Genomic DNA, 21294 nt, shown 5'->3' with positions numbered 1-21294 from the left:
ACCACTAAGGTGATCCCATGAGCCAACTCGAACTAAGCAACCGCATGCTGACGCTGCATCGTTTTCCCCAAATGCGCGAAGAAAGCCCGTTGCAGGCCTGGGATGCTGCCGACGAATATCTGTTACAGCATCTTGGCGATGCCCCGGTCAGCGGCCCTACGCTAATTTTTAACGACACCTTTGGCGCGCTGGGCTGCGCACTGGCGGGCGAGGGGGTTTACAGCATCAGCGACTCCTGGCTCAACCAGCAGGCGACCCGTCAGAACCTGGCGCTGAATCATCTGGATGAAGCAGACGTGCAACTTTTGGACAGCCTTAGCCCGCTGCCCGCTGCTCCGGCCCGCGTCCTGATTAAAGTGCCAAAAACCCTCGCGCTACTGGAGCACCAGCTGCGCGCGCTGCGTGATGTCGTCACTGCGGAAACGCAGATTGTGGCTGCCGGTAAAGCGAAAGAGATCCACACGTCAACCTTGCAGCTGTTTGAAAAAATCCTCGGCGTAACCACGACTTCGCTGGCGCGCAAAAAAGCCCGCCTGATTTACTGCACGTTCAGCGCACCCGAGCTGAAGCCGAGCGATGTGATTGCCACCTGGCAGCTGGACGGCACCGATTATCAGATCCATAACCATGCCAATGTCTTTTCTCGCGGCAGCCTGGATGTTGGCGCGCGCTTCTTTTTACAGCATCTGCCGTCAGATCTGGAAGGGGAGATTGTCGATCTCGGCTGCGGCAATGGGGTAATTGGCCTGATGGCGTTGCAGCAGAACCCGCTGGCGCAGGTGCATTTTGTTGATGAGTCGTATATGGCGGTGGCATCCAGCCGGATGAATATTACCGCCAACCGTCCGCAAGATCTGGCGCGCAGTGAGTTCAGCGTTAATAACGTGCTGGCCGGTTATCCTTCAGACCGTCTGCATGCAGTACTGTGTAATCCGCCATTCCACCAGCAGAATGCGGTTACCGACCATATTGCCTGGCAAATGTTGCGTGATGCACGCCGTTGTCTGCAAGATGGCGGCGAACTGCGTATTGTTGGTAACCGTCATCTCGACAATTATCACAAAATGAAGAAGCTGTTTGGCAACTGTACCACCGTGGCAAGCAACCAGAAATTTGTGGTACTGCGTTCGGTGAAAATGCCTTAAAGCCAGCAACCTGTGGGTCGGGCATGCCCGACCCCTACGATATCTGCCTCGCCCTTGTCGCCCCCACGATATCCCCGAAGCCCCCGTAGGGGCGAGGCACGCCTCGCCCTTGTCGCCCCCACGATATCCGCGATGCCCCCCGTAGGGGCAAGGCACGCCTCGCCCTTGTCGCCCCCACGATATCCGCGATGCCCCCCGTAGGGGCAAGGCACGCCTCGCCCTTGTCGCCCCCACGATATCCGCGATGCCCCCCGTAGGGGCGAGGCACGCCTCGCCCTTGTCGCCCCCACGATATCCGCGATGTCCCCCCCGTAGGGGCGAGGCACGCCTCGCCCTTAACGTTTGGCAATCCACGAAAATCGTTGCTGGTAACCGTGCTGGAAATGGCTGTTACGGCGATAACTTGCCACCTCCTCCGCCATGCAATAAGTACAGATCCGGGCCAGTTCAATCTGCGCTTCCGGTACCCCCGCACGCAGTGCAATACGCTTTGCCAGCAGCGGCAGGTCAAACCACACGCCTGCGGTGGTGCCCTGCGCCTGTGGGCGAACCGCAGCCGGATTAGGCGGGGGGCTGGCAGACCATGACATCAGTCCGGCCAGATGATAAGGATCCTCCCGCTGCGCCTGGTCGGTCACTTCGCGTCCTAGTTCGTAACAGCAGGGGCCAATCGCCGGGCCAATGGCAATAAACAGGCTCTCTGGCGTTGCCCCACGCTCGCACAGGCGCTGAATAGCGTTAATCAGCACGCCACTCAGCACTCCTTTTAACCCACCGTGTACCGCTGCCACCTGCTGTTGACGGCTGTCGGCGAGCAAAATCGGCAGACAGTCAGCGGTATACACCGCCACGGGATGTTGCCCGCTACCAATCAGGCCATCAGCCTCCTGGCTTTTTAGCGGCAGGGCATCAACATCAAGGATGACCCGGGCGCTATGGCGCTGCTGATTGTAAATCGCCTCCTGCGGCGGGCGTGCGCCTGCGGGCATAAAAGTGTGATCAAGCCAGTCCAGGCGCGAGAGAAGCGGTGAGTGGTAAGGGAGCGACATTGGATTTTCCTTCCAGGCAGATCTTTATCTTTAAGATGCTACCGGGAAAACCGGGCGGACACTATCAGGATAAGAGCGGAACCGAAGATGGGTTCCGCCTGATGTCGATTATATCGCCAGCGCCAGCAGGGTGCCCTGAGCGATTGCCCGCCGCGCGTCAAGCTCCTGTGCCACGTCAGCGCCGCCAATAATATGCACAGCAATCCCCTGTGCCAGCAGGGCATCCGCCAGCGAGCGCTCCGGCTCCTGCCCGGCGCAGATCACCACATTATCGACGGCCAGCAGCTGCGGTTCGCCGTTCACCAGCAGATGCAGGCCCTGATCATCAATCTGCTGATACTCGACGCTGCCCCACATCTGTACGCCGTGCATTTGCAGGCTGGCACGATGGATCCAGCCTGTGGTTTTTGCCAGTCCGGCCCCCGGCTTGCCAGGTTTGCGCTGTAACAGCCACACCTGACGCCTGGATTCAGGCTTCTCTGGCGGCAGCAGCCCGCCTGGCCGGGTGAGGGTGCGGTCAATGCCCCACTCCTGACAGAAGCCGCTAATATCCTGTGCCGACGCCACCAGATACTCCGCAGTATCGAAACCAATGCCGCCAGCACCGATAATCGCCACGCGTTGGCCAACCGGTTTCTTGTCGCGGATTACCTCCAGATAACTCAGTACGCAGGGGTGATCGATACCCGGGATCGGCGGGGTACGCGGCACAATGCCGGTAGCCAGCACCACCTCATCAAATGTGGTTAAATCCTCCACGGTGGCGCGATGGCCCAGCCGCAGCGTAACGCGGTGCAGCTCAAGCTGACGCCTGAAGTAGCGCAGCGTTTCGCTAAACTCTTCTTTACCGGGGATCTGGCGGGCAATATTAAACTGTCCTCCTGGCTCGGGGTGCGTATCAAACAGCGTAACCTGGTGACCGCGCTGTGCGGCATTGACCGCAAAGGCCAGTCCGGCGGGGCCGGCACCCACCACTGCCAGATTTTTTACCGCCAACGCAGGCATTTGCACCAGTTCCGTTTCATGGCAGGCACGGGGGTTGACCAGACAGGAGGTCAGCTTGCCTGCGAAAATCTGGTCAAGACAGGCCTGATTACAGCCGATGCAGGTATTAATCTCATCGCTGCGCCCCTGCTGCGCTTTTAGCACAAACTCAGGGTCAGCGAGAAACGGGCGCGCCATCGATACCATATCGGCACAGCCTTCATCCAGCACGCGCTGCGCTACATCAGGGTGGTTAATACGGTTGGTGGCAATCAGCGGGATAGTAACGTGCTGTTTCAATGCCTGAGTCACCCAGGCAAAGGCCGCGCGCGGCACGGAGGTGGCAATGGTCGGAATGCGTGCCTCATGCCAGCCGATACCGGTATTAATCAGGGTCGCTCCGGCCTGTTCCACCGCCTGTGCCAGGCGAATGGTTTGCTCCAGCGTACTGCCCTGTTCCACCAGATCCAGCATCGACAGGCGGAAAATAATAATAAATTCGCTACCCACCGCCTCGCGCACTGCGCGCAGGATCGCGAGGGCAAAACGCTGGCGATGCTCTTCGCTGCCGCCCCATTCATCGCTGCGCTGGTTAGTGTGTGCCACCAGAAACTGGTTAATCAGATAGCCTTCGGAGGCCATAATCTCTACGCCGTCGTAGCCCGCCTGCTGCGCCAGACGAGCACAGCGGGCGTAATCAGCAATCAGTTGCAGAATCTCATGACGAGTCAGCTCACGAGGGCAAAACGGGTTGATCGGGGCCTGAAGAGCGGAAGGGGCCACCAGCGCGGGCTGATAGCTGTAGCGCCCGGCGTGCAGGATCTGCATAGCGATTTTGCCACCTGCCTGATGTACTGCGTCCGTTACCTGCCGGTGATGTTCCAGCTGGCTCTCCTCATTCAGCACCGATGCCCCGGCGCTCACCACGCCCTCTGGTGAAGGGGCAATGCCGCCGGTCACAATCAGCGCCACTCCGGCGCGAGCGCGTTCGGCATAGAACGCCGCCAGCCGGGCTGCGCCATCCGGGTGCTCTTCCAGCCCGGTATGCATCGATCCCATCAGAAAACGGTTTTTAAGCTGGGTAAAACCCAGATCCAGCGGGGTGAACAGTGACAGGCTCATCGTCAGCGATTCCTGAAGTGGTCGGATGAGTTTTACTGTAGCGGTCAAATGAGCGCGATGAAAGTGCAGTTAATCGCTTTGTGATGCATGCCACTGAATAGCGCCGGGAGAAAGGACAACGTGGTTCACGTTATGCGTAACATTGATTTAGTAACATGATTTTTAGTGATCGGTTTCACAGTTTTGCATCTTAAATATCGATTTGATAGGCGCAATAAATCGAAACGTCCTGGAGATCACCATGAGTACCCTTACGCAATCCTGCATGATTAACGGTAAAGAGCAGGTCGAAGTTATCAGCCAGCAGGTCAACTATCAGGGCACAGGGACGCTGGTACGCATTACACGCGGCGGCATTTGCGGTTCAGATCTGCACTACTATCAGCACGGCAAAGTGGGCAGCTTTGCGGTAAAAATGCCGATGATCCTGGGCCATGAAGTGATTGGCTATGTGGTGAAAAGTGACAATCCGGCGCTTAAAGAGAATCAGAAAGTTGCGGTAAACCCCTCTAAACCCTGCGGTGAGTGTAAATATTGCCTGGCGCAGGAAGAAAATCAGTGCACCACCATGCGTTTCTTTGGCAGCGCGATGTACTACCCGCACGTGGACGGCGGTTTCACTCAGTACAAAGTGGTCGACAGCAGCCAGTGCATTCCCTTCGATAATACCGCCGACGATAAGGTGATGGTGTTTGCTGAACCTCTCGCGGTCTGCATTCATGCGGCTAACCAGGGCGGCGATCTGCACGGCAAAAAAGTCTTTATCTCCGGCGTTGGTCCGATCGGCTGCCTGATTGCGGCGGCAGCCAGGGCAAAAGGGGCGGCGGAAGTGGTTTGCGCCGACGTCAGCGAGCGCTCACTGGCAATGGCAACGGCAATGGGCGCTACCAGCACCCTTCACGCTGCCAGCGGTGATTTTACCCCGTATCTGGCCGAGAAAGGCTATTTTGACGTGGCGTTTGAAGCCTCCGGCCACCCCTCTTCACTGACGCGCTGTCTGGAAGTGACGCGAGCAAAAGGCACTCTGGTACAGGTGGGGATGGGCGGTGATGTGCCTGGCTTCCCGATCATGATGCTGATTGCCAAAGAGATCAAACTGGTCGGATCGTTCCGCTTCACCACCGAGTTCAACACTGCGGTTGAGTGGCTGGGTAACGGAACGGTAAACCCGCTGCCGCTGTTCAGCGGCGAATACGACTACCAGAACATTGACGCTGCGCTGCAATTTGCCGGTGATAAAACCCAGGCCGCCAAAGTGCAGCTGACTTTTTAAGGGATGACCATGACGACGCTTTTCTCGCTCGAAAATAAACGTGTACTGATCACCGGCTCCGGACGCGGCATTGGTTTTTTGATGGCGAAAGGTCTGGCACAGGCCGGGGCCGAAGTGATCATTAACGCCACCACCCAGCAGGGCGCTGAGAAAGCCGCGGCAGATCTGCAACAGCAGGGTTTCAAGGCTCATGCCGTGGCGTTTAATGTGACGCAATCTGCGGAGGTGAATGCTGGCGTCGAGAAGATTGAACGTGAAATCGGCCCGATTGATGTGCTGGTGAACAACGCAGGGATCCAGCGCCGCCGCCCGTTTCTGGAGTTTCCGGAGCAGGACTGGAACGATGTGATAGCGGTAAACCAGACGGCAGTGTTCCTGGTATCTCAGGCGGTTGCCCGCCAGATGGTGACGCGTCAGCAGGGAAAAATCATCAATATTGGTTCGATGCAAAGTGAACTGGGGCGCGACACCATCACCCCTTATGCGGCATCGAAAGGGGCGGTCACCATGCTGACACGCGGTATGTGTGTAGAACTGGCGCGCCACAATATACAGGTCAACGGCATCGCACCGGGCTACTTCAAAACTGAGATGACCCAGGCGCTGGCCGATGATGAAGCTTTCACCTCCTGGCTATGCAAACGTACACCTGCGGCGCGCTGGGGTAACCCGGAAGAGCTGATTGGTGCAGCGGTGTTTCTTGCCTCGAAAGCCTCTGATTTTGTGAACGGACACTTACTTTTTGTTGATGGCGGTATGCGCGTCGCGGTCTGACCTATGCTTTATCTTTCAGGTTGCCGCAGTGCTGGCTGCAACCTGAAATCTTATGGATAAGAGTGATTACCAAACTTTTTACCTCACCTATAGGAAGTGCTTTATGCCCATTACAATAATAGCTATTGGCGTAATCCTGCTGCTTGTGCTGATGATCTTCTTCAAGGTCAACGGCTTTATCGCCTTAATCTTTGTGTCGGCCGTGGTAGGGATTGCGGAGGGGATGACGCCGCTGGCGGTCATTGCTTCAATTCAAAAAGGGGTTGGCGGTACGCTCGGCAGCCTGGCACTGATTCTTGGCTTCGGGGCGATGCTCGGCAAGCTGGTATCGGATACCGGAGCGGCTCAACGCGTGGCTACTACGCTCATCGCCTCCTTTGGAAAGCAGCGCGTACAGTGGGCGCTGATGGTTACCGGACTGATCGTTGGCCTGGCGATGTTCTATGAGATTGGCTTCGTGCTGCTGTTACCGCTGGTCTTTACCGTGGTGGCCGCATCGGGGATGCCACTGCTCTACGTTGGCGTTCCGATGGTTGCCGCGCTGTCAGTCACGCACTGCTTCCTGCCGCCGCATCCGGGGCCGACTGCCATTGCCACTATCTTTGGCGCTAACCTCGGTACTACGCTGCTCTACGGGATGATTATCACCATTCCAACGGTAATTATCGCCGGTCCGATCTTCTCGAAATTCCTGAAAGGCTTCGAAAAATCACCACCGGAAGGACTCTATAACCCAAAAATCTTTGAAGATCATGAAATGCCGGGCTTCTGGACCAGCATCTTCGCGGCGGTGATCCCGGTGATCCTGATGGCAGTTGCTGCGGTGTTTGAGCTGACCACACCAAAAGAGAACGTACTGCGCCAGTTCTTTGAATTTATCGGTAACCCGGCGGTGGCGCTGTTTATCTCGGTAGTTATCGCGGTATTCACCCTCGGCCTGCGCAACGGGCGTAAAATGGAAGAAGTGATGGAGATGTGCGGCTCGTCGATTGCCGCTATTGCCATGATCGTCTTTATCATTGCCGGTGGCGGTGCCTTTAAACAGGTGCTGGTGGACAGCGGCGTGGGCAACTATATCGCCGATATGATGAAAGGCTCTTCACTCTCTCCGCTGCTGATGTGCTGGACGGTCGCGGCGATGCTGCGTATCGCGCTGGGTTCCGCCACCGTGGCCGCGATTACTACCGCCGGTATTGTGACGCCAATTATCGCTATCACCCACGCAGATCCGGCGCTGATGGTGCTGGCGGTTGGATCCGGCAGTGTTATTGCTTCTCACGTTAACGACCCAGGCTTCTGGCTGTTTAAAGGCTACTTTAACCTGAGCGTGACCGAGACGCTGAAAACCTGGACGGTGATGGAGACCTTGATCTCCTTCCTCGGCCTTGGGGGTGTATTGATTCTGAATGCGATAATTCATTAATATCGGCAAAATCAGCCCCATCAGCAACAATTCCCGCAGGGGTCAGGCATGCCTGGCCCCTTTCACATTGAATGGAAACACCCGATGCGTGCTCATCGTATATCGCTTCAGGACATCGCTACGCTGGCAGGCGTCACCAAAATGACGGTCAGCCGCTATCTGCGCACACCCGACCGTGTATCGCCGGAAACCGGAGCGAAGATCGCGCAAATTATTGAAGAAATTAACTATATTCCCAACCGTGCGCCGGAGATGCTGCTGAGTTCCAAAAGCTACACTCTGGGCGTGCTGATCCCCTCGTTTAAAAATCAGATCTTTGCCGATCTCCTGAGCGGAATTGAGGCGGCCACCAAAGAGGGGCGCTATCAGACGCTGATCGCCAACTATAACTACGACAAACAGACGGAAGAGGAGCAGATCATCAATCTGCTGTCGTATAACATTGACGGCATTATTCTCAGCGAAAAGGATCATACCCTGCGCGCTGTGAAGTACCTGAGGGCGGCGCAGATCCCGATTGTCGAAGTCATGGATACTCAGGGCAGCTGTCTGGATATGCAGGTAGGTTTTAACAACTTCAGTGCGGGCTACGATATGACCCGTACGCTGCTCGACCAGGGGCGAAAACGGGTGATCTACTTTGGTTCGCAGGACGATCGCCGCGATGAGTTTCGCTATCGCGGTTACTGTCAGGCGATGGAGGAGCGGGGCGGTACGGGGGATCGGGTCAATCCGAAGGCAATCTCATCGCAGAAGCTGGGCGCTGCGATGCTGGCCAGCGCGCTGGAGCGGTTTCCGGATCTCGACGCGATCTTCTGCACTAATGACGACCTCGCGCTGGGGGCGCTGCTGCACTGTCAGCGCCACGGCATTGCTGTTCCTGGACGCATTGCCATTGCCGGATTCCACGGGCTGGATATCAGCCGCGAAATGTACCCAACCATGGCCAGCGTTATTACCCCACGCTACGCTATCGGCTATACCGCCGCCGAACTGCTGCTAAAAAAAATTAGCGACAGCCGTTTTTCTGCTGATTCGGTCGATCTGAGCTATCAGATATTTATGGGCGAAACCATCTAGCAGGGTATACGGGCCTGCAACGTTACACCGGCTTGCAGGCAACCACGATACGCGCCAGCGGAACCAGCTCATTAAGAGCGCACTCAAACTGCTGCTGACCGCTGGCAACCCGCACTCGCCCCGGCGGGATGCGCGTCAGGGTGCGGATGCTGACCTGGCCCTCCAGCGATACCAGCCAGTCGCCGTCGAGGATCTCGCCAAAAGCTTTCTCGGCAATAAACTGCTGATGACCATCAACGATCAGCAGCGGCTGCATAATGCGGGCAGGCCAGGTTTCAAAGAAGGCGGTCTCCAGCGTGATGCTGGTGAGATCGGTCAGCTTACCGGCATCAAGACGTTGACGGGGAAGCGACAGTAAGTTTTCATTTTGTGAAGATGCAGAGCACTTTTCGGCCGGTGTGCCGGAAAAGGGTTCTCCCTCCCCGGTAGCCAGCCACTGTAATGAAGCCTGGGTATCAGCCATGCAGCGAATCACAATATCTGAAGGGAAGTGGCCGCGCGAATAGCGATTAGCAAGGCTGCTGCTGGCGATACCCAGATGTTCAGCCAGCGCCAGTTTAGTGGTAAACCCGTACGCCTGGAGCACCCGATCCAGCACTTCTTTGGCGCCGCTTTGGAAATCGATTTTAAGGCTCACTCTCTCAAACTCCTGGTTAATTCATCTTTTGGGGATGTGCAGTGAAACTTGTAGCTTTATGAGTACATCAGGATGGCGAGCACATAAATTACCCATAATTTTGCCCGAAAGTGGTCATTTTTACAACCTGAAAACCCCCTCTCCTTTGCTATTTCAGCCACAACATTCATCTTTAGTGAATCTCGCGTTACTCAGCTGAGGACAGGTGTTTAAAGGGGATTTATCGACAAATCAGATACGCTATCCGTCTGACAGCACATCAGGAATGCTAATTAATACCCCCTTAGCCAACCCTGCTTGTTTACGCTGAAAGGTAAGGTGCTGCTGTGAAAAACAAGGACAAATGCTGCCAGAGCCGGAGAATTGATCCAATCGTCTCAGGGTATTAATTTGATGATTATCATGGTGATAAGGATTTCCCCTGGCATTGGTAAAAAACTTTTCTTATTAGTTAGCGCTATGCTACTGTATGTATATACAGTAATAAGGAGGGGGAATTGTGGACAAAGAATTAGCCGAAAGAGTAATTCTGGAGCGCGTGGAACTGATAGCAAGATTAACCTCTGAAGGAGTTTGCCGGGAGCGGGATCGCGAGATCGCGCTGCATTTGATTGCCGAAATCGCCAGCGGAGTGGAGCTTAAAAACTCCCATTTTTCGGTGGTCTTTTCTCCGCCGAACGAGAGTTAAGGCTTTTATTACTGTTTTCCAGCTACCCCTTGCAGACTGGAGACTCAGACCACACGTGCGCCGAAAGGACTCTTCCCCCACTTCGTGTAGTTCTGCTGATGCCCCCATTTAGGGGGCTTTTTTTATCTTTTCACCGCCGTTGCCCGCTTAATTATGAAAAGCGTTTGCCTGGCAGGCGGCATATCGTTGTCAGACTTTCCCTACAACACCCCCCGATTGAGAAGTGATAGTCGAAAAAGCACACTGCCTGTGCTTACCAGGCAAAGCGAGACTGCGGGGAGACACTCGCTCCTTTCTCTGCCTTTTCTGTTTATCGCCTACCCATGACGGGGGAGTGGAATATGAAAAGTAATAACCTGCTTCACGACAGCGTTGATAAGCGCTGTTTTCATCCTGTAATTCGTACGCTAACTGCCTGGAGCTGACCGATGGAAAAAAGCAGCTCATTTATCACTTATCTGATCGGCGCGATCATGATGTGGTCAGCTCGCCATACGGTTCAGGACATTGCTTTTATGGTGGGGGCGCTGGTGGCGGTGGCAACTCTGGGCATTAACATCGCGAATTTTTTTATTAACTGGCACTACCGCCGTAAAACCTGGCGGTTGTTGCAACAGCGGCAAACGGGCAGGAATGAGGATGAATTCAACAGCTAAGAAGTGCGCGCTACTGCTGGTACTGGCGCTGGCGGCCACACTGCCTTCGTTCTCTTCTCTGCGCATCTCCAGCGAAGGGTTGCAGCTGCTGGCCGATGCTGAGGGCTGCCGTCTGTCGCCGTATCAGTGCAGTGCAGGCGTCTGGACAAATGGCATCGGACATACCCGTGGTGTGACGTCTGTAACCGAGGTCAATGAACGACAGGTGGCGGTAAACCTGATTGATGACGTACAGCGGGTGGAGAACGGTATTGCGCGCTGTATGGCGGTTGAGATGCCGCAGGCGGTGTACGACGCCACGGTCTCTTTTGCATTTAACGTCGGCGTTGGTGCAGTTTGCCGCTCTACGTTTGCCCGGCTGATTAATCAGCGGCAGTGGCAGGCGGCCTGCGATCAGCTCAGACGCTGGGTTTATGTGGCGGGCGTACGTAATAAAGGGATTGAAGCACGGCGCGCGGCAGAATATGCCCGGTGCATAAAGGGGGTGCCATGAACCGTCTGTTTATCACTCTGCTGCTGCTGTTACTGACCACGCTTGGCGGCATGGGCACCTACCTGGCCCATATGCACCGTGAACAGATGGCGTTACAGCGGGCGAATGCGCTGTTCAGTGCGGCAGTCAGCCAGCGTGAGCAGGTGATCAAACAGCTGCAAGATGAGCTTGGCCGCCAGGCTGAGGCGGAACGGGAGCTACGCCAGTCGCTGATCAGATCCAGCGCCATCGCCAGCCAACAACAGCTTAACGATCAGAGGATTATACGCCGCAATGAAGTATTACAACACTGGAGTGATGCTGCTTTGCCTGACGGGATTATCCGCTTGCAGCAGCACCCGTCCTTCGCCACCCCCGGAGATTATCTGGAGTGGATGTCCCGCCGTCAGCAGCTGTTCGATCCCGGCAAATCAGGCGCAGACCCAGGGTGATCTGCTGACCGTTATCCACCAGCTGGAACAGGCGCTGCTGACGTGTGGCCTGCAAGTTGAAACCATTAAACAGTGCCAGCAACAGCATTACCTCAAAGCCGGTTCAGTGCGGCAAGGCGTGACAGACGGGTTATAGATGAGCTTCCATAAAGTGATTAATTTTACTTGCTAATTCACTTTAAGTGAATATAATTAGTTTTATTCACAAAGTGTGAGTGAGACTAATGACTATTGGAGGTCAACCATGATGCCATGCCCGATTTGCCAACATAACAGTCACGCCCGTTCCAGCCGTATTCTCAGCAGCGAAACCAAGGAGCGTTATCACCAGTGTCAGAACCTGAAATGTAGCTGCACCTTTAAATCGATGGAATCCATAACCGGTATTGTTGCCCGGCCGCAGGAAGGAGGTACACAGCCTGCTTCCGCGCCAGCGGTGAAAGCCACTACCAGCCGCCGTGGAAGCTAACCGTCAGCGGCGGGGTCACCCCCGCCCTGATTTTTGCATCCGCCAGTTCCTGCAAATCTGCGCTATCCTGTTCTGCCTCACAGACGAATGCTGGCGCACCCATGACAAATTCTTCTTCGATAACTCCCATCTTTGACGGTCACAACGATCTGCTGCTGCACCTGTGGCTGCATCACGCGGATAATCCCGCTGAAGCCTTTCTGCATCAGCGCCTGAGCGGCCACCTCGACCTCAACCGCATGCGTACAGGTGGTTTTGCCGGAGGGCTGTTTGCGGTGTTTGTGCCGCCTGCCGATTATGTAGCAAAATTCCCCAGCCGCCAGGGCGACGTGCACGATCCGCTGGCCATTACCGAACAGCAGATCGCTATCCTGCAACAGCTGGAAGCACAGTCAGCAGGGCAGGCGAAAATTTGCCGTAGCGTCAGTGAAATCGAACACTGCATGGCAAACGGCGTGCTGGCGATGGTAATGCATATCGAAGGCGCGGAAGCGCTGGATGATGAACTCAGTCAGCTGGATCGCTGGCAGCAGGCCGGCCTGCGCAGCATCGGGCCGTTCTGGAATCTGCCGAACCGCTTTGGCTTTGGTATCAGCGGCAGTTTCCCCGGCTCGCCGGATACCGGAGAAGGGCTGACCGCCGCCGGAAAGCGGCTGATCGCTGCCTGTAATCAGCGCGGCCTGATGATTGATCTGTCGCATATGAATGAAAAAGCCTTCTGGCAAACCGCACAGCTCAGTGACGCGCCGCTGGTTGCCAGCCACTCCAACGTCCACACATTGTGCCCCCAGCCGCGTAACCTGACAGATGCCCAGCTAACCGCGATTGCCGAAAGCGACGGACTGGTCGGGCTGAATTTCGGCACCTCTTTCCTGCGCAGCGATGGCAAACGTGATGGAGACATGCCCCTCAGCGTAATGGTGCAACATCTGGATTACCTGCTGGAAAAACTGGGGGAAAATAGCGTTGCCTTTGGATCAGACTTCGACGGTATCAATCTGCCCGATAAGATCGGCGATGTTACCGGGCTGCCGCATCTGCTGGCCGCGCTGCGCACGGCAGGCTATAACGAACCGCTGCTGAAAAAGCTATGTCGCGACAACTGGCTAAGGGTACTGCGAAAAACCTGGAAAGAATAATGGCTGATTTTTGAACCAAATAGTTCAAAACAGCATAACCCGTGCACTTTTTAGGGTTGATATAGATTTATCATAGGCGCAACATCTATGCCGCCAAATTACAGTAATTTGACAACATGCCGATCATCTACCAACAATCAAAGTAGAGCGGTTGATTTTTAAACACCTTGAGGGAAACACTATGTGGACTAAACCTACCTTTATCGATATGCGTCTGGGTCTGGAAGTTACTTTGTATATCTCCAACCGCTAAAATTGCCGTCATTCTTCGTGCTGTAACCGCGTTGGCTTTCCTCGCTTACCCCGGTCACTTACTGATGTAAGCTCCCGGGGATGCGCTGCGTCGACGCCTTGTTACGGTACGAATTATTTTGGCAATTCAATTAGCCGTGATTCTTCGTGCTGTAACCGCGTTGGCTTTCCTCCTCTGCTTCAGTCAGTTACTGATGTAAGCTCCCGGGGATTCGCTGCGTCGTCGCCTTGTTACAGCACGAATTATTTTGGCAATTAATCCAGCCATCATACTTCTGACTTCGGCTAAAATTGATGCCTGCATGTGAGCGGGCATTTTTAATTTATCTTCCGGTTTATCCATGAAAATCAAAGTTCTCGGCTCTGCTGCGGGTGGTGGTTTCCCTCAGTGGAACTGCCATTGCCCTAACTGCCAGGGTGTACGTGACGGCAGCGTAACGGCTACGGCGCGCACCCAGTCATCGATTGCGGTCAGCGATAACGGTATCGACTGGGTGCTGTGTAATGCCTCGCCCGATATCTGCCACCAGATTGCTGCCAATCCTGAACTGCACAAGCAGGACGTACTGCGCGGAACGGCGATAGGATCGATCATTCTCACCGACAGCCAGATCGATCACTGCACCGGCCTGCTTAACCTGCGCGAAGGCTGCCCGCATTCCGTATGGTGCACCCCGGAAGTGCACGCGGATCTGACCAGCGGCTTCCCGATCTTCACCATGCTAAAGCACTGGAACGGCGGGTTGATTCATCACGCTATCCAGCCTGCGGAGCCGTTTTCTGTGGCGGTCTGCCCGTCACTGCAATTCACGGCGATCCCGATCCTCAGCAATGCGCCACCTTATTCACCCTATCGCGGGCGTCCGCTGCCCGGCCACAATATCGCGCTGATGATCGAAAACAGCGCCAGCGGCAAAAAGCTGCTGTATGCGCCAGGCTTAGGTGAACCCGATGCGGCACTGCTGGCGCTGATGGCGCAGGCCGACTGCCTGCTGATTGACGGTACGCTGTGGCAGGATAATGAGCTGGCTACCACCGGCGTCGGTCGCAATACCGGGCGCGATATGGGCCATCTGGCGCTGGGTGAAGAGCAGGGCCTGATGGCGGTACTCAGTAATCTGCCGGCGCAGCGTAAAATCCTGATTCATATCAACAACACCAATCCGATCCTTGATGAATCCTCCGCAGAGCGCCAGGCGCTGACGCGGCGCGGCATCGAGGTCAGCTATGACGGCATGAGTATTGAACTATGAGCAATCCGATCCTGATGACCCCGGAACAGTTTGAACAGGCGCTGCGCGATCGCGGTGCTTATTACCATATCCATCATCCATTCCATATCGCCATGCACAACGGTGAAGCGACCCGCGAGCAGATCCAGGGCTGGGTGGCGAATCGCTTTTATTACCAGACCAGCATCCCGCTGAAGGATGCGGCGATTATGGCTAACTGCCCGGATCCGCTGACCCGACGTAAATGGGTGCAGCGTATTCTCGATCACGATGGTCAGGGCGATAACGATGGCGGAATTGAAGCCTGGCTGCGGCTGGGTGAAGCGGTTGGTCTTGATCGTGAGGTACTGCTTTCCGAACGGATGGTACTTCCCGGCGTGCGCTTCGCCGTGGATGCCTACGTCAGCTTTGCCCGCCGTGCGGTATGGCAGGAAGCAGCCTGTAGCTCGCTGACCGAACTGTTTGCACCGCAGATCCACCAGTCGCGCCTTGATAGCTGGCCGCAGCATTACACCTGGATTGAAGCAGAAGGTTACGGTTATTTCCGTGGTCGTCTCAGCCAGGCACGCCGCGACGTGGAGCACGGGCTACAGCTGGCGCTGGAGTACTGCAACACGGTAGAAAAACAGCAGCGGATGCTGGAAATTTTACAGTTCAAACTCGATATTCTGTGGACGATGCTGGATGCGATGACCATGGCTTACGCCCTCAACCGCCCGCCATACCACACCGTGACGGATCAGCCGGTCTGGCACCAAGGAAAACTGCTGTGATCAACCAACAAACCATCCCGATGTTCCGCCGTGGCTATCGCCTGCAGTGGGAAGAAGTGCAGAACTGCCATGTGATCCTCTACCCGGAAGGAATGGCAAAACTCAACGACAGCGCCACGATGATCCTCGAACTGGTGGACGGTCAACGCACGCTGGCAGAGATTATTCTGGCGCTTAACACGCGCTTCCCGGAAGCGGGCGGCGTGGATGATGATGTAAAAGATTTCTTCGCCGCTGCGCGTGAACAGAAGTGGATTATTTTCCGTGAACCTGCCTGATACTGCCGTTAAACCGCCGCTGTGGCTGCTGGCCGAGCTGACCTACCGCTGCCCGTTGCAGTGTCCGTATTGCTCGAATCCGCTGGACTTTGCCCAGCAGGAAAAAGAGCTGACCACCGCTCAGTGGGTCGAAGTCTTTAAACAGGCACGAGCGATGGGCGCGGTGCAGATCGGCTTCTCTGGCGGTGAACCGCTGGTGCGTAAAGATCTGCCGGAGCTGATCCGCGCCGCACGGGATCTCGGTTTCTACACCAACCTGATCACCTCGGGGATCGGCCTGACGCAGAAGAAGATCGACGCCTTTGCTGAAGCCGGGTTAGATCATATTCAGATCAGCTTCCAGGCCAGCGATGAAGTGCTTAACGCGGCGCTGGCCGGATCCAAAAAAGCCTTCCAGCAGAAGCTGGAGATGGCGCGTGCGGTAAAAGCACATGGCTATCCGATGGTGCTTAACTTTGTGCTGCATCGTCATAATATCGACCAGATCGACCGCATTATCGAACTGTGCATTGAGCTGGAAGCGGATGACGTAGAGCTTGCCACCTGCCAGTTCTACGGCTGGGCGCAGCTCAACCGTGAAGGCCTGCTGCCAACCCGTGATCAGATTGAGCGTGCGGAAGCCGTGGTGCATCGCTACCGTGAAAAAATGGCCGCCAGCGATAACCTCGCTAACCTGCTGTTTGTTACGCCCGATTATTACGAAGAGCGGCCAAAAGGCTGCATGGGCGGCTGGGGAGCGATCTTCCTCAGCGTGACGCCGGAAGGCACCGCGCTGCCTTGCCACAGTGCGCGTCAGCTGCCAGTGCAGTTCCCCTCGGTGCTGGAGCAGAGTTTGCAGGATATCTGGTTTAACTCCTTTGGTTTTAACCGCTATCGCGGCTTTGACTGGATGCCGGAACCCTGCCGTTCCTGTTCAGAAAAAGAGAAGGATTTCGGCGGATGCCGCTGCCAGGCATTTATGCTGACTGGCAATGCGGATAATGCTGACCCGGTATGCAGCAAATCTGAACATCATCATAAAATTCTTGAAGCACGCGAACAGGCCAACTGCACCAACATCCAGGTCAGCCAGCTTCAGTTCCGCAACCGCGCTAACTCTGAGCGGGTGAATTCCCAGCTGATCTTCAAGGTCTGACCCGTGCAGCAACAGCAGCGGCGCTTAAACAACGGCTTACGGGTGGAGTTGATATCCGACCCGCAGGCGACACGCGCTTCAGCGCTGTTTCAGGTGGATGTGGGCAGCCATCATGAACCTGATGCCTGGCCGGGGCTGGCGCATCTGCTGGAGCATCTGCTGTTTGCCGGAAGCCAGGCTTTTCAGGATCAGCAGCGTCTGATGGCCTGGCTGCCCGCCCAGGGGGGGAGGCTGAATGCCACCACCCTGGGCAGCAGTACCGCCTGTTTTTTCGAATGTGCCCCTGAAATACTGGCGGATGCGCTGGCGCGTCTGACGGATATGCTGGTGGCTCCGCTGCTTGCAGAGCAGGCGATTCGCCAGGAAGTTGCCACCATTGATGCTGAATGCCGCCTGCTGGCTGACCATCAGGATACGCTGTGCGATGCGGCACTCAGCGCTGCTTTCCGGCCCCATCCGTGGCAGCGTTTCCTGACGGGTAATGCAGAGGTTTTCGGCAACGATACCGCCGCCCTGCGTGCGGCCCTGCAACAGTTCCATCAGCGCTATTATCATGCCGGGAATATCACCCTGTGGGTGCAGGGGCCGCAGTCGATGGATGCGCTGTGGCAGCTGGCACGGCAGGCCGGCGCAGCATTCCCGTCTGGTGGCGTGCCGCCTCTGCCCCTGCCTGCGCTGATACCCGATTCTTCCTGCGATCTGGCTCTGCAACTCGGCGGTGCCCCGCGTCTGCGTCTCTCCTTCCTGCTTGATCGGCCGGGCGGGCTGGCGTTGTTGCGTCAGCTGCTGCTGGATGAAGCGCAAGGCAGCCTGATGGCGGCACTGCGCGAGCAGGAGTGGTGCGATGATATCCGCCTGCTGCTGCCCTATCGCAGCGCGCAACAAACGGTTATCTCCATTGAGCTGGTGCTGGTTGATGCCCGCGAAGCTGAACGCGCAGAAGCACTGGTGCAGCACTGGCTGATGCAGCTGGCGGCAATAACAGCAGGCCAGCGCGCTCACTATGCGCAGCTGGCCCGGCGTCAGTTTTTCCGGCTGACGGTAATGGATCAGCTGCGTGAGCGCGCCTTTGGTTTTGCCCCGGAGCAGGACAGGGAGGAGAGTGGGGGATTATGGTTTGCGCAGCTGTCCGCGGCTCCTGTGATGCGCCTGTGGATAACCAACAGCCAGCTGGCGGGGCGTGTGCAGGTGCAGGGCTTGTCGCTCGCCTGCCAGCCGCAGACGCGAAGGGTGGTGCAGGCCGATGCTGCCGGGGCGGTACTGAGCTTTTTCCCGCAGCCGCATTCGCATACTTTGCCGTTGCTGCCCCTTCGTCAGGCGGCGCTGGCTCATCATCGCCCTGATGAAGAGTCCAGCGTGCTGCTTCTCAGCCCGGCGGGTGAACTGCCTGCGCCCTGGGGGCAGATCCTGCATATCCGCCTGCGTGCGCTGGCGGCGGCCTGCATTCACCAGGGCGGTGAGCTGGTGGTCAGCTGTCAGCAGGGGCGCTGGCTGATTCAGTTACAGGGAGAGGCGGCGCTGATGGTCAGCACGCTGGCATCAATAAACGATCTGCTAGGGGATATTTCACCAGCGGTCATTGCGCGGGGTAAACGTGACTATCAGCGGCAACAGCAGGTGCGGCATGATGATATTGCCATCCGGGCACTCCTCAACGCACTGCCTGAGCAGTTATTGTCTGCGCACTATCCCACAGCGCAAGCGCATCCGCTGACGCAGCCTTGGTGCGCGGTGCTGGAAGGCGGTAACCACTTGCTGCATCAGCAGCTATCCTGCCTGCTGAGTGATTTCCCCGCTGCGATCGCTCCTGCTGCGCGTACCATGCCGCAGCCTCTGCCGCCGCCGCTGCACGCTGTAGTCGCCACCCGTAGCCAGGAATCGGCGTTGCTGCGCTTCTGCCCGCTGGTTGAGGAGAGCGCAGCCTGTCTGGCCGCCTGGCAACTGCTGGCAATGATTTACCAGCCGCTTTTTTTCCAGCGCCTGCGTGTGGAGCTGAATATTGGCTATGTGGTGAGCTGCCGTTTTTATCAGGCGGCAGGGCAGTCAGGGATCTTATTTGCCCTGCAATCGCCGCATCTCACCACCGCGCAGCTATCGGCTCATATTGATCTGTTTTTAGCGGAGATCGACGCCACTATCGCTACTATCAGCGCAGAAATATGGTGGGAAAAGTGTCAGGCACTGCTGGCAGAACAGCACCAGATGCCAGCAGGCGTGCTGGAGGGCAGTCGTCATCGCTGGCTGCTGGCACAGCAGAATGCACCACAGCCCGATCTTGCCGATCTGAGTGCGCTGACCCCCGCAGTGCTGTGGCAATATCATCAGCGCCTGCTGGCCGACAGTCAGCGAGCATGGCACCTTGTTAACCACCCCTGTTCCTGATCTCCCTCGCGTTACTGATTTTTCCGCCCTGAAATTTTGTTAACACTGTGCATAGCATTTCGTGCTATTTTTGCTAGCTTAATGTAAATGAGAGTGATAATCATATTGATCACGATTCTCAAAAAGAATAGTGTCTTTTTCTTTTGCTGCGATGCAGCGCCTTTGGGGAGTCTTCGTCAGAAGACTGGCATGAAGCCACACATAAGATGATGAAAATAAACTTTATTGCAGGGGCACTGCTGCTTTCGCTCGCCTCGCTGTTAACCGCCTGCCAGCAGAAGGCGACCGTGCCGCAGGCGGCCCTCAGCCGCGCTGTGCTGGAAACCTCGCAGATTAAAAGCCTGACGCAGTCGCAAACGCTGACGCCGCAGGCGCTGGTTGAGCGCCTCAGTAGCGCGGGAATGGTGATCGTTGGAGAAAACCATCGCGAGGCGGCGCACCATGAAATCGAACAGTGGTTAATGACCCGGCTGGCGGAAAAACGTCCGCAGGGTAGCGTGCTGCTGGAGATGATTAGCAGCGACCAGCAGGCCGCCGTTGATAGCCTCAGGCAGGGGCTGAAAGCAAGCCCTTACATTCGTGAACAGCGCATTCAGGAACTGCTGAACTGGAATAGCGGCTGGCCCTGGCCGCTCTATCGCGGCGTGGTGCTTACCGCGCTGTATGCCAGATATCCGTTACTGGCGGCCAATCTCAGCCGCGCTGAAGTCAGCGCGCTCTACCAAACCCCGCAGTTTCCGCCTGGAGAGCGCAGCAGCGCGCCGCCGGTAATCCGCGCCTTATCCGCCGCTATTGTTGCGATGCATGGCGGGAAAATGGAGCGCTCCCAGCTCAAATCCATGCTGTCGATACAGCAAAACCGCGATCGCATGATGGCGCAGCAGCTTCTCAACGCTCCCAAACCTGCGCTGCTGATTGCCGGTAGCTTCCACGCGGCGAAAAATCTCGGTGTGCCGCTGCATATGGCGGATCTCAACGGGCCGGCTCCGGTGGTGGTCATCCTTGCGGCGAGCGGAACGGAAGTGCAGGCAGAAGAGGGCGATTATGTCTGGTATCTCCCGGCGACATCTCCCTGATGAGCGCGCTATTCAACGCCATAACGCCGCAGCCTGAGTCCTCCTGGGGCAAAGGAGCGTTACTCAGCCTGAGCGCTCACCTGATACTGGCCTTGCTGGCGGTGGTCACCTTTGAAAAACAGAGCATTGAAACGATCTCCCCGGCCGCCGTCATGCTGGAATTTGCCCCTGAGGTGCAAACCGCCATTACCCGTCCGGCGTTGCCGACGGGAGTGAATCAGCAGCGTCGGGTCGAGGCTTCTAAAGCGGAAGTGACGCCGGAGAAGCCAGAAACCGCACGGGCAGTGGAGGCAGATGAGGGCGAACTGGCGTTGCAGAAACCTGAGCCTGCACCCAAACCGGTGAAAAAACGCGATGTTCCGCGTGAAAATTCCCTGAATCAGCAGGCGCTGGCGGGAAATTCTCTGGTCACCAGCCAGGCCGCGCCGCAGCCGCAGCAAAAGCGCGCTGAAAAAACCGCCGCACCGGTAGAGAGCGATGCTGCACATAATCAGCTGGCCAGAATAACCTGGGAAGGGCTGGTGATGGGAGCGCTGAACCGGGTGAAACAGTACCCGGCAGAGGCAAAACGCCGTGGTCGCGCAGGCGTTGCCAGAGTGACCTTCACCGTCAACGGTCGCGGCGAGATCCTTGCCAGCCAGCTGGCCGATTCGTCTGGCACTATCGCACTCGATCGCGAGGCGTTAGCCATGCTCCAACGGGCATCCCCGCTGCCGCCGCCGCCGGAAAATTTATTAGAAGCAGGGCGTTACCGCATCACCCTGCCGGTAAGTTTTGATTTAAAGAAATAATTATTTCACGCT

The 21294-nt window shown here is 56.6% G+C and carries 23 protein-coding genes; 19 read left to right on the top strand and 4 right to left on the bottom strand.

All coding sequences use genetic code 11. The features are described from left to right. Nucleotides 1-17 precede the first annotated feature (17 nt). On the top strand, nucleotides 18-1145 hold the full coding sequence (gene rlmG / locus GN242_RS18355) for a 23S rRNA (guanine(1835)-N(2))-methyltransferase RlmG (protein ID WP_154752797.1): 1128 nt from the start codon (nucleotides 18-20) through the stop codon (nucleotides 1143-1145). Between the two features lie 335 nt (nucleotides 1146-1480). Here rlmG and GN242_RS18350 read toward each other — a convergent pair whose 3' ends face one another. Further along, complete coding sequence (locus tag GN242_RS18350; RefSeq protein ID WP_156287980.1) at nucleotides 1481-2194, bottom strand: purine nucleoside phosphorylase YfiH/LACC1 family protein; 714 nt, start codon at nucleotides 2192-2194, stop codon at nucleotides 1481-1483. Between the two features lie 108 nt (nucleotides 2195-2302). After that, nucleotides 2303-4300, bottom strand: a complete 1998-nt coding sequence (locus GN242_RS18345; RefSeq protein WP_156287979.1) for an NADPH-dependent 2,4-dienoyl-CoA reductase — start codon at nucleotides 4298-4300, stop codon at nucleotides 2303-2305. Nucleotides 4301-4541: 241 nt separating this feature from the next. Here GN242_RS18345 and idnD point away from each other — a divergent pair, with 241 nt between their 5' ends. From idnD to idnR, 4 genes are all read left to right on the top strand, one after another. Further along, entirely contained in the window at nucleotides 4542-5573 is a 1032-nt protein-coding gene (gene idnD / locus GN242_RS18340; protein ID WP_156287978.1) for an L-idonate 5-dehydrogenase, read from the top strand. Between the two features lie 9 nt (nucleotides 5574-5582). After that, a complete protein-coding gene (gene idnO, locus GN242_RS18335) occupies nucleotides 5583-6347 on the top strand; it encodes a gluconate 5-dehydrogenase (protein WP_156287977.1) in 765 nt (254 codons plus the stop codon). 103 nt (nucleotides 6348-6450) lie between these two features. Continuing rightward, nucleotides 6451-7770, top strand: coding sequence for a gluconate:H+ symporter (locus GN242_RS18330; RefSeq protein ID WP_154752792.1), 1320 nt, complete (start codon nucleotides 6451-6453; stop codon nucleotides 7768-7770). Between the two features lie 84 nt (nucleotides 7771-7854). Next, nucleotides 7855-8850 carry a DNA-binding transcriptional regulator IdnR gene (gene idnR / locus GN242_RS18325; protein ID WP_154752791.1) on the top strand — a complete coding sequence of 332 codons (996 nt, stop codon included), beginning with the start codon at nucleotides 7855-7857 and terminating at the stop codon, nucleotides 8848-8850. Nucleotides 8851-8872: 22 nt separating this feature from the next. Here the strand turns inward: idnR and GN242_RS18320 are convergent, their stop codons facing one another. Continuing rightward, on the bottom strand, nucleotides 8873-9487 hold the full coding sequence (locus GN242_RS18320) for a phage repressor protein CI (RefSeq protein ID WP_154752790.1): 615 nt from the start codon (nucleotides 9485-9487) through the stop codon (nucleotides 8873-8875). Nucleotides 9488-9986: 499 nt separating this feature from the next. Here GN242_RS18320 and GN242_RS18315 point away from each other — a divergent pair, with 499 nt between their 5' ends. The 5 genes from GN242_RS18315 (at nucleotide 9987) to GN242_RS18295 (ending at nucleotide 12224) form a co-directional block, all read left to right on the top strand. Further along, nucleotides 9987-10175 carry a hypothetical protein gene (locus tag GN242_RS18315; RefSeq protein ID WP_156287976.1) on the top strand — a complete coding sequence of 63 codons (189 nt, stop codon included), beginning with the start codon at nucleotides 9987-9989 and terminating at the stop codon, nucleotides 10173-10175. Between the two features lie 428 nt (nucleotides 10176-10603). After that, nucleotides 10604-10831, top strand: coding sequence for a phage holin family protein (locus tag GN242_RS18310; protein ID WP_154752789.1), 228 nt, complete (start codon nucleotides 10604-10606; stop codon nucleotides 10829-10831). After that, nucleotides 10815-11324 carry a lysozyme gene (locus tag GN242_RS18305; protein ID WP_154752788.1) on the top strand — a complete coding sequence of 170 codons (510 nt, stop codon included), beginning with the start codon at nucleotides 10815-10817 and terminating at the stop codon, nucleotides 11322-11324. The genes GN242_RS18310 and GN242_RS18305 overlap by 17 nt, the downstream gene beginning before the upstream one ends. A gap of 273 nt (nucleotides 11325-11597) precedes the next feature. Further along, entirely contained in the window at nucleotides 11598-11891 is a 294-nt protein-coding gene (gene lysC / locus GN242_RS21800) for an Rz1-like lysis system protein LysC (protein ID WP_230320701.1), read from the top strand. A 108-nt stretch (nucleotides 11892-11999) separates the two neighbouring features. Beyond that, nucleotides 12000-12224 carry an ogr/Delta-like zinc finger family protein gene (locus tag GN242_RS18295; protein WP_154752786.1) on the top strand — a complete coding sequence of 75 codons (225 nt, stop codon included), beginning with the start codon at nucleotides 12000-12002 and terminating at the stop codon, nucleotides 12222-12224. Here the strand turns inward: GN242_RS18295 and GN242_RS21855 are convergent. Then, nucleotides 12202-12327: a hypothetical protein gene (locus tag GN242_RS21855; RefSeq protein ID WP_255474431.1), complete on the bottom strand. Its 126-nt coding sequence runs from the start codon at nucleotides 12325-12327 to the stop codon at nucleotides 12202-12204. The genes GN242_RS18295 and GN242_RS21855 overlap by 23 nt on opposite strands. On the opposite strand from GN242_RS21855, the gene GN242_RS18290 reads away from it, so the two are divergent. The 9 genes from GN242_RS18290 to GN242_RS18250 all read left to right on the top strand — a co-directional run bounded on the left by GN242_RS18290 (nucleotide 12326) and on the right by GN242_RS18250 (nucleotide 21282). Then, a complete protein-coding gene (locus GN242_RS18290; RefSeq protein ID WP_156287975.1) occupies nucleotides 12326-13363 on the top strand; it encodes a dipeptidase in 1038 nt (345 codons plus the stop codon). The two genes, GN242_RS21855 and GN242_RS18290, sit on opposite strands and share 2 nt — an antisense overlap. A 181-nt stretch (nucleotides 13364-13544) precedes the next feature. After that, nucleotides 13545-13616 (top strand): pyrroloquinoline quinone precursor peptide PqqA, encoded by a 72-nt coding sequence (gene pqqA / locus GN242_RS18285; RefSeq protein ID WP_072166356.1) that lies wholly within the window; start codon nucleotides 13545-13547, stop codon nucleotides 13614-13616. A 340-nt stretch (nucleotides 13617-13956) separates the two neighbouring features. Continuing rightward, nucleotides 13957-14868, top strand: coding sequence for a pyrroloquinoline quinone biosynthesis protein PqqB (gene pqqB, locus GN242_RS18280; protein ID WP_154752784.1), 912 nt, complete (start codon nucleotides 13957-13959; stop codon nucleotides 14866-14868). Beyond that, nucleotides 14865-15620 (top strand): pyrroloquinoline-quinone synthase PqqC, encoded by a 756-nt coding sequence (gene pqqC / locus GN242_RS18275; RefSeq protein ID WP_154752783.1) that lies wholly within the window; start codon nucleotides 14865-14867, stop codon nucleotides 15618-15620. Before pqqB ends, pqqC begins: the two co-directional genes overlap by 4 nt. 20 nt (nucleotides 15621-15640) lie before the next feature. Further along, nucleotides 15641-15898 (top strand): pyrroloquinoline quinone biosynthesis peptide chaperone PqqD, encoded by a 258-nt coding sequence (pqqD, locus tag GN242_RS18270; protein ID WP_231617169.1) that lies wholly within the window; start codon nucleotides 15641-15643, stop codon nucleotides 15896-15898. Beyond that, nucleotides 15885-17033, top strand: coding sequence for a pyrroloquinoline quinone biosynthesis protein PqqE (gene pqqE / locus GN242_RS18265; RefSeq protein ID WP_156287973.1), 1149 nt, complete (start codon nucleotides 15885-15887; stop codon nucleotides 17031-17033). Before pqqD ends, pqqE begins: the two co-directional genes overlap by 14 nt. A gap of 3 nt (nucleotides 17034-17036) precedes the next feature. Then, complete coding sequence (pqqF, locus tag GN242_RS18260; RefSeq protein ID WP_156287972.1) at nucleotides 17037-19415, top strand: pyrroloquinoline quinone biosynthesis protein PqqF; 2379 nt, start codon at nucleotides 17037-17039, stop codon at nucleotides 19413-19415. Nucleotides 19416-19621: 206 nt separating this feature from the next. Further along, the gene (locus GN242_RS18255) at nucleotides 19622-20491 is read left to right on the top strand and encodes a ChaN family lipoprotein (RefSeq protein WP_231617110.1); all 870 of its coding nucleotides are present in this window, start codon (nucleotides 19622-19624) and stop codon (nucleotides 20489-20491) included. Then, a complete protein-coding gene (locus GN242_RS18250; protein ID WP_154752781.1) occupies nucleotides 20491-21282 on the top strand; it encodes a TonB family protein in 792 nt (263 codons plus the stop codon). The genes GN242_RS18255 and GN242_RS18250 overlap by 1 nt, the downstream gene beginning before the upstream one ends. The last annotated feature ends 12 nt before the right edge of the window (nucleotides 21283-21294 follow it).

It is taken from the genome of Erwinia sorbitola, assembly GCF_009738185.1.
In the GTDB taxonomy this organism is placed as follows: Bacteria; Pseudomonadota; Gammaproteobacteria; order Enterobacterales; family Enterobacteriaceae; genus Erwinia; species Erwinia sorbitola.
The sequence above is the reverse complement of the archived record's forward strand: the minus strand, read 5'-3'. Positions and strand labels throughout refer to the sequence as shown.

Excerpts from the sequence above, each read along its gene's own strand:
- rlmG (WP_154752797.1), top strand. The coding sequence starts at position 18 with ATGAGCCAACTCGAACTAAGCAACCGCATGCTGACGCTGCATCGTTTT.
- GN242_RS18350 (WP_156287980.1), bottom strand. The coding sequence starts at position 2,194 with ATGTCGCTCCCTTACCACTCACCGCTTCTCTCGCGCCTGGACTGGCTT.
- GN242_RS18345 (WP_156287979.1), bottom strand. The coding sequence starts at position 4,300 with ATGAGCCTGTCACTGTTCACCCCGCTGGATCTGGGTTTTACCCAGCTT.
- idnD (WP_156287978.1), top strand. The coding sequence starts at position 4,542 with ATGAGTACCCTTACGCAATCCTGCATGATTAACGGTAAAGAGCAGGTC.
- idnO (WP_156287977.1), top strand. The coding sequence starts at position 5,583 with ATGACGACGCTTTTCTCGCTCGAAAATAAACGTGTACTGATCACCGGC.
- GN242_RS18330 (WP_154752792.1), top strand. The coding sequence starts at position 6,451 with ATGCCCATTACAATAATAGCTATTGGCGTAATCCTGCTGCTTGTGCTG.
- idnR (WP_154752791.1), top strand. The coding sequence starts at position 7,855 with ATGCGTGCTCATCGTATATCGCTTCAGGACATCGCTACGCTGGCAGGC.
- GN242_RS18310 (WP_154752789.1), top strand. The coding sequence starts at position 10,604 with ATGGAAAAAAGCAGCTCATTTATCACTTATCTGATCGGCGCGATCATG.
- GN242_RS18305 (WP_154752788.1), top strand. The coding sequence starts at position 10,815 with ATGAATTCAACAGCTAAGAAGTGCGCGCTACTGCTGGTACTGGCGCTG.
- lysC (WP_230320701.1), top strand. The coding sequence starts at position 11,598 with ATGAAGTATTACAACACTGGAGTGATGCTGCTTTGCCTGACGGGATTA.
- GN242_RS18295 (WP_154752786.1), top strand. The coding sequence starts at position 12,000 with ATGATGCCATGCCCGATTTGCCAACATAACAGTCACGCCCGTTCCAGC.
- GN242_RS18290 (WP_156287975.1), top strand. The coding sequence starts at position 12,326 with ATGACAAATTCTTCTTCGATAACTCCCATCTTTGACGGTCACAACGAT.
- GN242_RS21855 (WP_255474431.1), bottom strand. The coding sequence starts at position 12,327 with ATGGGTGCGCCAGCATTCGTCTGTGAGGCAGAACAGGATAGCGCAGAT.
- pqqB (WP_154752784.1), top strand. The coding sequence starts at position 13,957 with ATGAAAATCAAAGTTCTCGGCTCTGCTGCGGGTGGTGGTTTCCCTCAG.
- pqqC (WP_154752783.1), top strand. The coding sequence starts at position 14,865 with ATGAGCAATCCGATCCTGATGACCCCGGAACAGTTTGAACAGGCGCTG.
- pqqD (WP_231617169.1), top strand. The coding sequence starts at position 15,641 with ATGTTCCGCCGTGGCTATCGCCTGCAGTGGGAAGAAGTGCAGAACTGC.
- GN242_RS18255 (WP_231617110.1), top strand. The coding sequence starts at position 19,622 with ATGATGAAAATAAACTTTATTGCAGGGGCACTGCTGCTTTCGCTCGCC.
- GN242_RS18250 (WP_154752781.1), top strand. The coding sequence starts at position 20,491 with ATGAGCGCGCTATTCAACGCCATAACGCCGCAGCCTGAGTCCTCCTGG.